This is a genomic window from Xenophilus sp. Marseille-Q4582 (assembly GCF_916700565.1).
In the GTDB taxonomy this organism is placed as follows: Bacteria; Pseudomonadota; Gammaproteobacteria; order Burkholderiales; family Burkholderiaceae_C; genus Xenophilus.
In genome coordinates this window covers 293,195-307,272 of the sequence record NZ_CAKAKO010000004.1, presented here as the reverse complement: position 1 = coordinate 307,272, position 14,078 = coordinate 293,195, and the positions used below count along the sequence as shown (strand labels likewise).

Sequence of the window (14,078 nt, the reverse complement as noted above, 5' to 3'; positions counted from 1 at the left end):
CCTCAGCCGGCCGCCGACGGGGCGGCGGCAGCGGGCGCGGCGGCCGGAGCGGGCGCAGGCGCGGGGGCCGACGAGCCCCCCTCGGCGGCGGAGGCAGAGGCGGCCGGCGCAGACGCGCCTTCGGACTTCTTGTCGGACGTACCGGCACCGCCCTTGTTGGCGCCGCCGTCGCGGAAGTCGGTCACGTACCAGCCCGAACCCTTGAGCTGGAAACCGGCGGCCGTCACCTGCTTGCTGAACTGCTCGGCCCCGCAGGCGGGGCACACGGTCAGCGGTGCGTCGGAAATTTTCTGCAGCACGTCCTTGGCATGGCCACAGGCGCTGCACTTGTAGGCGTAGATGGGCATCGTCGTCGAGGTGCTGAGGTGCCGGCGGCGCGGCCAGGAACCGGCTTCCGGCGTGAAAATCAAGGAACGCGAACCGGCCGCAGGCCCGCTCGCAAAAACCCTCGATTATAGGCAGCAGGCGCTGCGCCTACAGCCGTTTCAGGCGGCATGGGCGAGGCCTGCCGATCCCTCACCCGGCACTCCTGCCCGGGCGGCTACGCCCCCAGGCGAGGGGCGGGCGGCTCAGCCGCCGGAGCCCACCGGCACCGGGCGGTGCGGAGTGCGCGTGTTGGCCACCCACTGCGGCAGCAGCGAGCCCAGGACCATGCCGGCCATGGCCGCCAGCACACCGGCCAGCTGGGCCGGGAAGGCCTCGCCCCAGCCCATGGCATGCCCGGCGATCCACACCCCGATGCCCAGCACCACGGCGCACACCGCGCCTTGCGTGCTGGCGCGGTTCCAGTACAGGCCGAAGACCAGCGGCACGAAGGCGCCCACCAGCGGCACCTGGTAGGCCCCCGACACCAGTTCGTAGATCGGGGTGCCTTCCATCTGGATCGAATAGACCAGCACGCAGACGGCGAAGACCAGCACGCTGATGCGCATGGTCAGCAGGTTCTCGCGGTCGCTGCCATGGGGGCGGAACTGGCGCCAGATGTTCTCGGTGAAGGTGACGCTGGGCGCCAGCAGCGTGGCCGAGGCGCAGGACTTGATGGCCGACAGCAGCGCGCCGAAGAACAGGATCTGCATGACGAAGGGCATCTTCTCCATCACCAGCGTGGGCAGCACCTTCTGCGGATCGTCGGCCAGCAGCGCCTGCGCGCGCTCGGGCATGATGAGCAGCGCGCTGACCACCAGGAACATGGGCACGAAGGCGAACAGGATGTAGGCGCTGCCCCCGATGACGGTGCCGCGCGTGGCCGCCTGGAGGCTGTTGGCCGACATCACGCGCTGGAACACGTCCTGCTGCGGGATGGAGCCCAGCATCATGGTGATGGCGGCAGCGAAGAAGAACACGATCTCGTGCCAGCTGGGCTCGGGCCAGAAGCGGAACAGGTCGCGGCTGGTCGCCAGGTCGATCACCTGTCCAGCCCCGCCGGCCATGTTCCCAGCGAACACCGCCAGCACCACCAGGCCGACGACCAGGATGATCATCTGCAGGAAGTCGGTCACCGCCACCGACCACATGCCGCCGAACAGCGTGTAGGCCAGGATGGACACCACGCCGATGGTCATGCCCCAGGGGATGCTGATCGCGCCGCCCGACAGCAGGTTGAACACCAGCCCCAGCGCCGTGACCTGCGCCGACACCCAGCCCAGGTAGCTCAGCATGATGATCAGCGAGCAGGCAATTTCGATGGTGCGGCCGTAGCGTTCGCGGTAATAGTCGCTGATGGTCAGCAGCGTCATGCGGTAGAGCTTGCCCGCGAAGAACAGGCCCACCAGGATCAGGCACATGCCGGCGCCGAAGGGGTCCTCCACCACGTTGTGCAGCCCGCCTTCGATGAACTTGGCCGGCACGCCGAGCACGATCTCGGAGCCGAACCACGTGGCAAAGGTGGTCGTGATGATCATGTACATGGGCAGGTGGCGCCCGGCGATCGCGAAGTCGGTCGTGTTCTTCACGCGGCGCGCGGCGATCAGCCCGATGACGATGGTGATCAGCAGGTAGAAGATGACCAGGGTCAGCAGCACGGTGGTGTTCTCCTCGAAGGCGGTTGTTCTTGTTCAGAAGATGCGCACGCGGACGATCGCCTGCATCACGATCAGCCCCAATACAAATCCCATGCCAGCCCAGACGATGGCCTGCAGCAGCCGGTTGGTGCGTTTCTGCGCCGCCAGCAGCTCCAGCAGCTCCTGCCGGTGGTCGCGCGGGCGCTGGGCCAGCGCGTCATGCAAGAGGCGCGGCAGCGCGGGCAGCAGCTTGGCGTAGCGCGGCGCCTCGGCGCGCAGTTGCTCGAGGAGCTTGCGCGGGCCCACCTGGTCGGCCATCCATTTCTCGAGGAAGGGCTTGGCCGTGTGCCACAGGTCCAGGTCGGGGTCGAGCTGCCGGCCCAGCCCCTCGATGTTGAGCAGTGTCTTTTGCAGCAGCACCAGTTGCGGCTGGATCTCCACCTGGAAGCGGCGCGAGGTCTGGAACAGGCGCATCAGCACCATGCCCAGCGACAGCTCCTTGAGCGGGCGGTCGAAGTACGGCTCGCAGACCGTGCGGATCGCGGCCTCGAGCTCGTCCACCCGCGTGCCGGGCGGGACCCAGCCGCTTTCCAGGTGCAGTTCGGCCACGCGCTTGTAGTCGCGCCGGAAGAAGGCCGCGAAGTTCTGCGCCAGGTACTCCTTGTCGGACTCGGTGAGCGTGCCCACGATGCCGAAGTCCAGCGAGACATAGCGGCCGAAGGTGGCCGGCTCCACGCTCACCTGGATGTTGCCCGGATGCATGTCGGCGTGGAAGAAGCCGTCGCGGAAGACCTGCGTGAAGAAGATGGTCACGCCGTCGCGCGCCAGCTTGGGGATGTCCACGCCGGCCGCGCGCAGGCGGTCCAGCTGCGCGATGGGCACGCCCTTCATGCGCTCCATCACGATCACTTCCTCGTGGCAGAGGTCCCAGAACATCTCCGGGATCATCACGAGCTGCAGGCTTTCCATGTTGCGGCGCAACTGCGCGGCGTTGGCCGCCTCGCGCACCAGGTCCAGCTCGTCGTGCAGGTACTTGTCGAACTCGGCGACCACCTCGCGCGGCTTCAGTCGCTTGCCGTCGGCCGACAGGCGCTCCACCCAGCCGGCCATCAGGCCCATGAGCGCGAGGTCCTTGTCGATCACCCCGCGCATGCCCGGGCGCAGCACCTTCACCGCCACCTCGCGCACGCCGCCCTTGGGGTCGCGCAGCGTCGCGAAATGCACCTGCGCGATGGACGCGCTGGCCACCGGCTTGGTGTCGAACTGCTCGAAGATCTGGCCCACGGGGCGGCGGAAGGCGCGCTCGATGGTGGCCACGGCGATGGCCGAATCGAACGGTGGCACGCGGTCCTGCAGCAGCGCCAGTTCGTCGGCGATGTCGGTGGGCAGCAGGTCGCGCCGTGTCGACAGCACCTGGCCGAACTTCACGAAGATGGGGCCCAGCCGTTCCAGCGCCTCGCGCAGGCGCTGCCCGCGCGGCGCATCCAGCCGGCGGCCCAACGAGACGATGCGCGCGAGCGCGCTCAGCCAGGGCCGCTCGAAGCTGTTGAGGACGAGTTCGTCCAGGCCGTAGCGCAGCGCGACCCAGACGATGAAGGCGCCGCGCGTGAAGCGCGTCATTCCGGTCGGCTCGCGGGCTTGACGGTGGCGGCCTTGTCGATGAACTGGCGCAGCGCGCCGCCCACCTTGCGGGCCGCGTTGCCGATGGCATGGGCGGGCGCGTCGCCGACCACGCGCGCCAGGTCGTCCTCCACGTCCCAGCGCACATGGTCCGCGAGCCAGTTGACCTCGGCCGCCAGTTGCACGTCGCCTTCGATCTGCACCGGCGGCTTGTCGCCGCGCAGCGTGGCACCGGCCAGCGCGAAGGGCGAGTTCTCGGTCACGGTGAGGGTCAGGTCGGGCGCCGCCGCTTCGGGCGCGAGGTCCAGCAACCCGGCGGGCGTGGCCTGCAGGCGCAGCGTGAAGCCGCGCCACTGGAACAGGGCCACACGGCCCTTCTGGCGGGCCAGGCGGTCCTGCGCCTCGGGCTCCTGCTGCAGCACGTGGTTGAGAAAGAGCACCAGGCGGTGCTGCACCTCGTGCACGGCCCAGGCAGGCGGCTGCAGCCGCTCGCCGACACGACCGATCAGGTCTTCCAGAAAAGCAAATGGGGACGATGGTGCAGCCATGTCCCCATTATCCAGCCTGAGGCCGGCCCCATCCGGGTCGGCCGGCAGCGGACGGGGTCTCTCGCGACGCCCGCCGCCGGGGCGCTCATTGCAGCGCCTGCACCCCGGCCACCAGCCAGCCGCCGCCGTGCAGCGGCTTGCTCATGTTCCACACCTCGCGGAAGGGGCTCGGACCGGCCGAGTCGTCCTCGCGGATCATGCCGGAGAACTCCACGCTCGCCAGGTAGGCGTCGGGCAGTTCCTCGATGCCCAGCAGCTGGGCATCGAGCATGACCACTTCGGTCTTGTTGGGCTGGCCGCCCGAGGCCGCTTCGCGCTCGGCGAGCTGCGCCTGCAGTTCCTCGACCATGCCGTCGGTCATCATGGTGCGCAGCGCCGTGATGTCGGCACGGTCCCAGGCGTCCTGCAGGGTCACGAAGTTGCGTTTCGCGGCCTTGAGGAAGCCTTCGGTGTCGAAGCCCGCGGGCACGCCCCAGCCCTGCGCGCCGCTCAGGGCGGAGCCGATGGACACGCCCGTGCCGCCCAGCGCCGAGTGGGCCCCGCCGCCGGCCGCGGGCGTGCTGTCGAACGAGCTCAGTTGCGGCGAGCGCTCGAAGGGGCGGGCGGACGCGTCGTTGCCCACGTTGTTGGGGCTGTATTGCGTGGGCATGCGGCCCGCGCCGGCGCCTTGGAAGGCCAGGCCGCCGTTGCCGGCCTGCGAGGGGCGCGAGCGCGCGCTGAAATAGCGCCAGGCAGCGAAACCGGCCAGCGCCACCAGCAGGATCAGCAGCATGTTGGCGAAGCCGGCCCCCAGACCGAGCGCATTGGCCAGCCAGGCCAGGCCGAGGCCGGCGGCGATGCCACCCAGGATGCCGGCCCAGGGGCGCTTGGGCGCCGCCGCGGCGGCCGGCGCGCCCGGACGCGCCGCGCTGTTGCTGGCGGCGTTCTGCGTCGCGCCCGGGTTCGTGGGCGCGGCGGGCGGATTGGCCTCGCGCTGCGTCACGTTGCTGGACTGGCGGCCCATGCTCTTGCCACCCCCCATGCGGCGCGCGTCGGCGTCGAGCGCCGTGAGGCCGACGGCGGCGCACACGAGCATCACGGCCCAGAAATTCCTTTTCATCGTCCTGTCTCCTCTGGCGTATGAATCGTCATTGAACGGTCAGCGGCACGTGCCCGCAGGCCGCACCGTGTCAGCACTTGATTCCAACATGGAGGGCCACCACGCCGCCCGTCATGTTGTGATAGTCCACGTGGCCGAAACCGCCCTCTTTCATGAGGGCCTTGAGGCCCTCCTGGTCGGGGTGCATGCGGATCGATTCGGCCAGGTAGCGGTAGCTGTCGGCGTCGCCGGCCACGGCCCGGCCCAGCCGCGGCAGCACCTTGAAGGAATACCAGTCGTAGGCCTTGCGCAGCGGCTGCGCGACCTGCGAGAACTCCAGCACCAGCAGCTTGCCGCGGGGCTTGAGCACGCGGTTCATTTCCTGGAGCGCCACGTCCTTGTGCGTCATGTTGCGCAGGCCGAAGGCGACGGTCACGACATCGAAATGGTTGTCCGGGAAAGGCAGCTTCTCGGCATCGCACACCAGCGTGGGCAGCACCACGCCGGCGTCGAGCAGGCGGTCGCGGCCCGTGCGCAGCATGGCTTCATTGATGTCGGTGTGCACCACCTGGCCCGTGGCGCCGACCTTCTTCGAGAAGGCCAGTGCGAGGTCGCCCGTGCCGCCGGCGATGTCGAGCACCTTGGAGCCTTCGCGCACGTTGGCCACCATCACGGTGTAGGCCTTCCAGGCGCGGTGCAGCCCACCCGACATCAGGTCGTTCATGAGGTCGTAGCGCGAGGCCACGGAATCGAACACACCGCGCACGCGGCGTGCCTTGTCCTGCTCGTCGACGGTCTCGAATCCGAAATGGGTGCTGCTCATGGTGTGAAGAGGATGTTAGGCCGGAACCGCGCTTCTCAAGCGCATATCCGCCCCGTGTCAAGGCTTTTGAAAAAGGGGAAGAGCGCCGCCGCCGCGGTGGCGCGACAGGGCTGGCAGCCCCGCCGCCGACGCTGCATGTGGGCACAGAAAGGCGCCTGCCAATGCGCGCAGGCCGAAGGGGCCGGTCAGTGCGGGTGGCCGCAGGCGCCGCCACCGCCGCCGCCCTTGGGCGGCATCGGCGCATCGCGGTCGACGCCGGCCTCGGCCAGGCGGCGTTCGTATTCGGCCCAGAGTTCGGCTTCGCGCGCACCCAGCTGGTAGAGCAGGTCCCAGGAATAGATGCCGCTTTCGTGCCCGTCGCTGAACAGCGGTTGCACGGCGTAGTTGCCCACCGGCTGCAGGTCCACGATCTGCACCTCGCGCTTGCCGGTCTGCAGCACCTCCTGGCCCGGACCATGGCCCTGCACTTCGGCCGAGGGCGAGCAGATGCGCATCAGCTCGAAAGGGATGCGGAACACCGCGCCGTCGGAGAAGCCGACTTCGAGCACGCGCGAGGCGCTGTGGACGGTGATGGATTGCGGCGTCGGTGCGCCGGCTTGCAGGCCTGCCATCAGGAATTGCTCTCAAGTTTGCGTAGAGCGTCGATCATCGCCGCTTCGGCCGCCGGCAGCGCGACCGCCACGCGCGCCTCCTGCGCCGCATCGCGCGCGCGCTGCGCGGCGGCCCAGACCGGCGCGGGGAAGTGACTGTCGCCCTCGAAGCGCGCGATCACATGCCAGTGCAGGTGCGGCACCACGTTGCCCAGGGCTGCCAGGTTGATCTTGCGCGGCGCCAGCGTGTGGCGCAGCGCGCGCTCCACGGCCGTCACCGCGTCCATGCACTGCACGCGCTCGGCCGCCGACAGGTCGGAGAACTCGGCCACATGCGACTGCCAGATCACGCGGTAGAAGGCGGGGAATCCCGCTTCGTCTGCGTGGATCACGCGGAAGGCCTGGCCCTGGTAGACCAGCCTGCCGCCGAGGGTGTCGCACAGCGGGCAGGTCATACGAGCACCCGCTCGATGCCGCCCTGGTTGGCCGCTTCCACGTACTTGGGCATCCAGTCCTCGCCGAGGATCTGGCGCGCCATCTCGACCACCACGTAGTCGGCCTCGAGCAGGCCGTTGTTCAGGTCGTTGCCGTAGCGGGAGAGGCCCTGCAGGCAGCTCGGGCAGCTGGTGAGGATCTTCACGTTCTCCTTCTCGCCCAGCCCCGCCTTCGCGCGCAGGGCGGCCTCGCCCTTCTTCAGTTCCTCTTCCTTGCGGAAGCGGATCTGCGTGGAGATGTCGGGCCGCGAGACGCCCAGCGTGCCCGACTCGCCGCAGCAGCGGTCGCTCTTGAGCACCTGCTCGCCGACCAGCGACTTCACGGTCTTCATCGGGTCCTGCAGCTTCATCGGCGTGTGGCAGGGGTCGTGGTAGAGGTAGGCCGAGGCGTTGGCCTCGAGCTTCACGCCCTTTTCCAGCAGGTACTCGTGGATGTCGATGATCCGGCAGCCGGGGAAGATCTTGTCGAACTGGTAGCCCTGCAGCTGGTCGTAGCAGGTGCCGCAGCTCACCACCACCGTCTTGATGTCGAGGTAGTTGAGCGTGTTCGCCACGCGGTGGAAGAGCACCCGGTTGTCGGTGATCATCTGCTCGGCCTTGTCGAACTGGCCCGAGCCGCGCTGCGGGTAGCCGCAGCACAGGTAGCCGGGCGGCAGCACGGTCTGCACGCCGGCGTGCCACAGCATCGCCTGCGTCGCCAGGCCGACCTGCGAGAACAGGCGTTCCGACCCGCAGCCCGGGAAGTAGAAGACCGCCTCGGTCTCGGCCGTGGTCGCCTTCGGGTTGCGGATGATCGGCACGTAGTCCGCATCCTCGATGTCCAGCAGCGCACGCGCCGTCTTCTTGGGCAGGCCGCCGGGCATCTTCTTGTTGACGAAGTGGATGACCTGTTCCTTGATCGGCGCCGGGCCCAGGGTGGCGGGCGGGTGCGCGGTCTGCTTCTTCGCCGGCAGGCGGAAGAAGTCGTTGGCCAGGCGCTGGGCCTTGAAGCCCACTTCCACCATGCCGGTGCGCACCGCCTTGATCGTGGTCGGGTTGGTGGCGTTGAGGAAGAACATCGCCGCCGCGTTGCCGGGCCGGAAGCTCTTCTGCCCCATCTTGCGCAGCAGGTTGCGCATGTTCATCGACACGTCGCCGAAGTCGATCTTCACCGGGCAGGGCGTGAGGCACTTGTGGCACACCGTGCAGTGGTCGGCCACGTCCTCGAACTCCTCCCAATGCTTGATCGACACGCCGCGGCGCGTCTGCTCCTCGTACAGGAAGGCCTCGACCAGCAGCGAGGTGGCGAGGATCTTGTTGCGCGGGCTGTAGAGCAGGTTGGCGCGCGGCACGTGCGTGGCGCACACCGGCTTGCACTTGCCGCAGCGCAGGCAATCCTTGACCGAATCGGCAATCGCGCCGATGTCGCTCTGCTGCATGATGAGCGACTCGTGGCCCATCAGGCCGAAGCTGGGCGTGTAGGCGCTGGTGAGGTCGGCATGCAGCGCGTGCGAGCCGTCGCGCAGCAGCTTGCCCTTGTTGAAGCGCCCCTCCGGGTCGACGCGCTGCTTGTACTGCGCGAAGGGCGCCAGCTCCTCGTCCGACAGGAACTCCAGCTTGGTGATGCCGATGCCGTGCTCGCCCGAGATCACGCCGTCGAGGCTGCGCGCCAGCTTCATGATGCGCTCGACCGCCTCGTGCGCGGTCTGCAGCATCTCGTAGTTGTCGCTGTTGACGGGGATGTTGGTGTGCACGTTGCCGTCGCCGGCGTGCATGTGCAGCGCGACCCACACGCGGCCCTTGAGCACGCGCTGGTGGATGGCGTTGCATTCGGCCAGGATGGGCGCGAACTCGGCGCCCGAGAAGATCTGCGCCAGCGGTGCCTTGAGCTCGGTCTTCCAGCTGGCGCGCAGCGAATGGTCCTGCAGCTGCGGGAACAGCGCGTCGACGTCGCCCAGCCAGCTCATCCAGCGCGCACGCACCTCGCGCACCAGCGCGATGGCCTGCTGCACGCGGCCCTCGAGCAACTCGGCCGTGGGGATCTCGTGCGCGTCGTCGGTCTTGCCCAGCGGCAGGTTGCCGCGTGCCAGGAAGGCTTCCAGCTCGCCGGCCAGCGCGATCTTGTTGCGCAGGCTCAGCTCGATGTTGATGCGCTCGATGCCGTCGGTGTACTCCGCCATGCGCGGCAGCGGGATCACCACGTCCTCGTTGATCTTGAAGGCGTTGGTGTGGCGGCTGATGGCGGCCGTGCGCTTGCGGTCCAGCCAGAATTTCTTGCGCGCCTCGGGGCTGATGGCGATGAAACCTTCGCCCGAGCGCGAATTGGCGATGCGCACCACCTCGCTGGTCACGCGCGCCACGGCGTCGGCGTCGTCGCCGGCGATGTCGCCGAAGAGCACCATCTTGGGCAGGCCGCCGCCGTGCTTCTTGCTCTTGGTGGCGTAGCCCACGGCCTTGAGGTAGCGGTCGTCCAGGTGCTCGAGGCCGGCCAGCAGCACGCCCGAACGCTTCTGTTCCGCGAACATGAAGTCCTTGATCTCGACGATCGAGGGCACGGCGTCCTTGGCGTTGCCGAAGAATTCGAGGCACACGGTGCGCGTGTGCGCCGGCATGCGGTGCACCACCCAGCGGCAGCTGGTGATGAGGCCGTCGCAGCCTTCCTTCTGGATGCCCGGCAGGCCCGAGAGGAACTTGTCGGTCACGTCCTTGCCCAGGCCCTCCTTGCGGAAGGTCTTGCCGGCGATCTCCAGGCGCTCGGTGCGCAACGGCGTCTTGCCGTCGGCGGCGAAGTACTGCAGCTCGAAGACGGCGCTCTCGGCGTCGTGGATCTTGCCCAGGTTGTGGCCGACACGCGTGACTTCCAGCCACTCGGCCTGCGGCGTCACCATGCGCCACGACGCGAGGTTGTCCAGCGCCGTGCCCCACAGCACGGCCTTTTTTCCGCCCGCGTTCATGGCGACGTTGCCGCCCACGCAGGAGGCCTCGGCCGAGGTCGGGTCGACCGCGAACACGTAGCCCGCGCGCTCGGCCGCATCGGCCACGCGCTGGGTGACCACGCCGGCCTCGGTCCAGATGGTGGGCACCTCGCGGCCTTCGAGGCCCGGCAGCACCTTCATCTCGACCTCGGTCATCGCCTCGAGCTTCTCGGTGTTGATGACCGCGCTCTTCCAGGTCAGCGGGATGGCACCGCCGGTGTAGCCGGTGCCGCCGCCGCGCGGGATGATGGTCAGGCCCAGCTCGAAGCAGCCGGCCACGAGGCGCGCCATCTCGGCCTCGGTGTCGGGGGTGAGCACGACGAAGGGGTACTCGACGCGCCAGTCGGTGGCGTCGGTGACGTGGGCCACGCGCGAGAGGCCGTCGAACTTGATGTTGTCCTTGGCCGTGAGGCGGCCCAGCACCTTGCGCGCGCGGCGGCGCAGTTCCGCCACTTCCTCGAAGGAGCGGCCGAAGGCCTCGATGGCCTGCTGCGCCAGCGTGCAAAGCTCACCGACCAGCGCGTCGCGCTGGGCATCGTCCTGCGGCGTGCGGCGCTTCTGCACCTCGGCCAGGCGGTGCTTCAGCGCATCGACCAGCTGGCCGCGCCGGCGCGGGTTGTCCAGCAGGTCGTCGACCAGGTAGGGGTTGCGCTGCACCACCCAGATGTCGCCCAGCACCTCGTAGAGCATGCGGGCCGAGCGGCCGGTGCGACGCTCCTCGCGCAGACTCTGCAGCAGCGACCAGCCGCGCTCGCCCAGCAGGCGGATCACGATCTCGCGATCGGAAAAGCTGGTGTAGTTGTACGGAATCTCGCGCAGACGGACGGGCTCGGCGGCCTGGTTCAGCAGCGCCGTCAGTGGGGTCGGGGCATTCATCGTGGGCGTGGGCCTCGGCAGGGCGCCACGCGCCCATGACCGGGCCGGGCATTTTATTCGGCTGCGTCCGGCGCTGCCCGCAGTGCGGTATCGCGGCCGGGCGCCGGCCCCGCGCCCCCTGTCGCCACAGGGCAAGGGGTTGTCGCAGACCGACTCAGAAGGTGTGAATGAATCCGGCGTGGCCGAGCAGGCCGCGAAAACGCGACCGATCAAGGCGCAAAGCGCAGCCATAGCTCGGGCTATGGCGAGCATTTGCAACGCAGAGCGGGTGTGTTTTGGCGGAATGAGCGGGCATGTCGGGTTCGTTCACACCTTCTCAGTCGAGGACCACCAGCGCCTCGTCCAACGCGGGATAGGCGTCCCAGTCGGGCAGGTTGTAGTGCCACCACTCGTGGGCGTTGTGGGCAAAGCCGGCCAGCGCCATCAGGCCCAGCAACAGGGCGCGGTTGCGCTGGGCCGCCACCGGCAGGTCGGTGCAGCCGTGGCTCGAACGCGCCGTCATGTCGTCGAAGGCGGTGCCCATGTCCAGCGGCGTGCCGTCCGGCGCGGCCAGCGTCAGGTCGACCGCCACGCCGCGGTTGTGGATGGAGCCGATGCGCGGATCGGCCACGTAGCGCGGGTCGGGCAGGACGTTCCACAGCAGCCACTGGGCCGCCACCGGGCGGTAGGCGTCGTACACGCGCAGGCGCAGCCCTTGCGCCGCCGCCAGGGTGGCGGCCTTGCGCAGCGCTTCCAGCGCGTCGGGGTGCAGCACCGCCAGCGCCTGCTGGTAGATCGGCTGACCGGTCAGGTTGTCGGCCGTGGCGTAGCGCAGGTCGATGTCGATGTGGGGATGGGAAATGGAGTAGAGCGGCATGAAAAGGCAAGAAAACTCAAGCGGCCAGCGCCACGCGCTCGGTTGGAGCCAAGGGCGTGAGCGTCGACTCGGCCCGCAGGCAACGCACGGCGCGCCGGCCGTCGCCCAGGGCGCGCAGCGCTTGCGGCGCGTCGCAGCCGATGCCGGCCTGCGCGCAGCGCTCGCGGAAAAAGCAACCGCTGGGAAGCCGGCGGTTGGAGGGGATCTCGGTGTTGGCCGGCAGTGTGTCAGGCGCGGGCTGGCCCACCACCGGCACCGACGACAGCAGGAGGCGGGTGTAGGGATGCGCCGGCGCATGCAGCACCTGGCGGGCGGGGCCCTGCTCCACCACCTGGCCCAGGTACATCACGGCCACCTCGTCGGCGATGTGGCGCACCACCGAGACGTTGTGGGTGATGAACACATAGCTCAGCTCGCGCTCGCGCTGCAGCTCCATCAGCAGGTTGAGGATCTGCGCCTGTACCGACACGTCGAGCGCCGAGGTGGGCTCGTCGAGGATGAGGATGGAGGGTTCGGCCGACAGCGCCCGCGCGATGGCGATGCGCTGGCGCTGGCCGCCCGAGAACTCGTGCGGGAAGCGGTCGATGTGCTCGGGCCGCAGACCCACCTGCTCCAGCAGCCGCGCCGCCATGGCGCGCAGCTCGGCGCGCGGCAGGCGGCGCTTGAGGAACACCGGCTCGGTGATCACCTGCCAAACCCGCAAGCGGCCGTCCAGCGACGAGCTGGGGTCCTGAAAGACGATCTGCAGCGGGTTGTGCGCGGCGGTCTTACCGGCGACGTCGACCCGACCCGCGCTGGGTTGGACCAGCCCGGTCAGCACCTGGGCCAGCGAGCTCTTGCCGCAGCCCGATTCGCCGACGATGCACATCGTGCTGCCGCGCGCCAGCGACAGGCTGACGCCGTTGAGCGCATGGGCGTGACCGGTCACGCGGCCCAGCCAGTCGCGGCTGACCGGAAAGCGCAGTTCGAGGTCGTGCACCGACAGCACGGGCGCCGGCAGCGGAGAGGGTGAGGTCATGCAGCTTGCTCCTGCCGGGTGTAGAGCCAGCAGGCCACCCGACGCTCGGATGCCTCGCTGCTCACGCTGGACAACGAGGCCATCGCCGGACGGGTGTCGCAGCGCAGCAGCGACTGGCCGCAGCGCGCCTGGTAAGCGCAGCCGGCCGGCGGGTGACGCAGGTCGGGCACGCCTCCGGCAATGGCGGGCAGCCGCGACTTGGGCGGCGCCTGCTCGGGCAAAGCCTGCAGCAGCGCGCGCGTGTAGGGGTGGGCCGGCAGCTCCAACACCTGCGCCGTCGGGCCGCTTTCGACCACGCGGCCGGCGTACATCACGTAGACGCGGTCGGTGTATTGCGAGATCACACCCATGTCGTGCGTGATCAAGAGCACCGCCGTGCCCGAGCGCCGGGCCCGCTCGCGCAGCAGGCCCAGCACTTGCTGCTGCACCGTCACGTCCAGCGCCGTGGTGGGCTCGTCCGCCACGATCAGCGCCGGATCGCCCGAGAAGGCCAGCGCGATCAGCACGCGCTGGCGCATGCCGCCCGACAGCTCGAAGGGGTAGCGGCGCAGTACCTCGGCCGGATCGGCCACGCGCATGTCGGTCAGCAGTTGCTCGGCATGGGCCAGGGCAGCGGCCTTGTCCATGGGACGCCGGGCCGCCCCAAGTCCCATGCGCCCCCTCGGGGGGCCGGCTGGGCTTGTCCCAGCCGTGGGGGTTTGATCCTTCTGGTGGCGACGGATCACCTCCAGCATCTGCTCGCCGACGCGGCGCGTCGGGTTCAGCGCCGTCAGCGGCTCCTGGAACACCAGCGACACCCGGCCGCCGCGCAGGCTGCGCATGGTCGCCTCGCTGGCCGTCAGCGCGTCGTGCCCCAGCAGGCCCACCTGGCCTGACACCACGCGGTAGGAGCCCTTGGGCAGCAGCCGCAGCGCCAGCATGGAAGTGACCGACTTGCCGCAGCCCGATTCGCCGACCACGCCCACCAGCTCGCCCGCCCCGACCTGCAGGCTGACGCCGTCGAGCGCACGGACGGCGCCTTGGTAGACCGGGAATTCGATGCGCAGGTCGCGGATGTCCAGCACGGTGTCTGCGCGAGTGGTTGAGACCGATGACATGTCAGTCCTCTTTGTCAAAGCTAGCCGATGGCCGCGGAGCAGGCCACACCAGCAGACGCCGTGGAACGGGCTTTGCCCGGCCACCGGCGGCGCCCCTGGAGGGGGATGGGATGGCGACACGCAG

At 69.3% G+C, this 14,078-nt stretch carries 12 protein-coding genes; all 12 read right to left on the bottom strand.

The window, feature by feature from the left end; translation table 11 throughout:
- Window positions 1-2: 2 nt before the first annotated feature.
- The 12 genes from LG388_RS16780 to LG388_RS16725 all read right to left on the bottom strand — a co-directional run bounded on the left by LG388_RS16780 (window position 3) and on the right by LG388_RS16725 (window position 13,954).
- Window positions 3-347 carry an FmdB family zinc ribbon protein gene (locus LG388_RS16780; RefSeq protein WP_225783880.1) on the bottom strand — a complete coding sequence of 115 codons (345 nt, stop codon included), beginning with the start codon at window positions 345-347 and terminating at the stop codon, window positions 3-5.
- A gap of 222 nt (window positions 348-569) precedes the next feature.
- Complete coding sequence (locus LG388_RS16775) at window positions 570-2,021, bottom strand: sodium:solute symporter family protein (RefSeq protein ID WP_225783879.1); 1,452 nt, start codon at window positions 2,019-2,021, stop codon at window positions 570-572.
- A gap of 33 nt (window positions 2,022-2,054) precedes the next feature.
- Window positions 2,055-3,620, bottom strand: a complete 1,566-nt coding sequence (gene ubiB, locus LG388_RS16770; protein ID WP_225783878.1) for a ubiquinone biosynthesis regulatory protein kinase UbiB — start codon at window positions 3,618-3,620, stop codon at window positions 2,055-2,057.
- Entirely contained in the window at window positions 3,617-4,168 is a 552-nt protein-coding gene (locus LG388_RS16765) for an SCP2 domain-containing protein (RefSeq protein ID WP_225783877.1), read from the bottom strand. The genes ubiB and LG388_RS16765 overlap by 4 nt, the downstream gene beginning before the upstream one ends.
- A gap of 85 nt (window positions 4,169-4,253) precedes the next feature.
- Window positions 4,254-5,267, bottom strand: coding sequence for a Tim44 domain-containing protein (locus LG388_RS16760; RefSeq protein ID WP_225783876.1), 1,014 nt, complete (start codon window positions 5,265-5,267; stop codon window positions 4,254-4,256).
- A gap of 70 nt (window positions 5,268-5,337) precedes the next feature.
- Window positions 5,338-6,069 carry a bifunctional demethylmenaquinone methyltransferase/2-methoxy-6-polyprenyl-1,4-benzoquinol methylase UbiE gene (gene ubiE / locus LG388_RS16755; protein ID WP_225783875.1) on the bottom strand — a complete coding sequence of 244 codons (732 nt, stop codon included), beginning with the start codon at window positions 6,067-6,069 and terminating at the stop codon, window positions 5,338-5,340.
- Window positions 6,070-6,254: 185 nt separating this feature from the next.
- Window positions 6,255-6,680, bottom strand: a complete 426-nt coding sequence (locus LG388_RS16750) for a gamma-butyrobetaine hydroxylase-like domain-containing protein (RefSeq protein WP_225783874.1) — start codon at window positions 6,678-6,680, stop codon at window positions 6,255-6,257.
- Window positions 6,680-7,114, bottom strand: a complete 435-nt coding sequence (locus LG388_RS16745; RefSeq protein ID WP_225783873.1) for an HIT family protein — start codon at window positions 7,112-7,114, stop codon at window positions 6,680-6,682. Before LG388_RS16745 ends, LG388_RS16750 begins: the two co-directional genes overlap by 1 nt.
- Window positions 7,111-10,983 (bottom strand): DUF3683 domain-containing protein, encoded by a 3,873-nt coding sequence (locus LG388_RS16740; RefSeq protein ID WP_225783872.1) that lies wholly within the window; start codon window positions 10,981-10,983, stop codon window positions 7,111-7,113. Before LG388_RS16740 ends, LG388_RS16745 begins: the two co-directional genes overlap by 4 nt.
- 316 nt (window positions 10,984-11,299) lie before the next feature.
- Window positions 11,300-11,839 carry a D-alanyl-D-alanine dipeptidase gene (gene ddpX, locus LG388_RS16735; protein ID WP_225783871.1) on the bottom strand — a complete coding sequence of 180 codons (540 nt, stop codon included), beginning with the start codon at window positions 11,837-11,839 and terminating at the stop codon, window positions 11,300-11,302.
- A 16-nt stretch (window positions 11,840-11,855) separates the two neighbouring features.
- On the bottom strand, window positions 11,856-12,857 hold the full coding sequence (locus tag LG388_RS16730; RefSeq protein WP_225783870.1) for an oligopeptide/dipeptide ABC transporter ATP-binding protein: 1,002 nt from the start codon (window positions 12,855-12,857) through the stop codon (window positions 11,856-11,858).
- Window positions 12,854-13,954: an ABC transporter ATP-binding protein gene (locus tag LG388_RS16725; protein WP_225783869.1), complete on the bottom strand. Its 1,101-nt coding sequence runs from the start codon at window positions 13,952-13,954 to the stop codon at window positions 12,854-12,856. The genes LG388_RS16730 and LG388_RS16725 overlap by 4 nt, the downstream gene beginning before the upstream one ends.
- Window positions 13,955-14,078 lie beyond the last annotated feature (124 nt).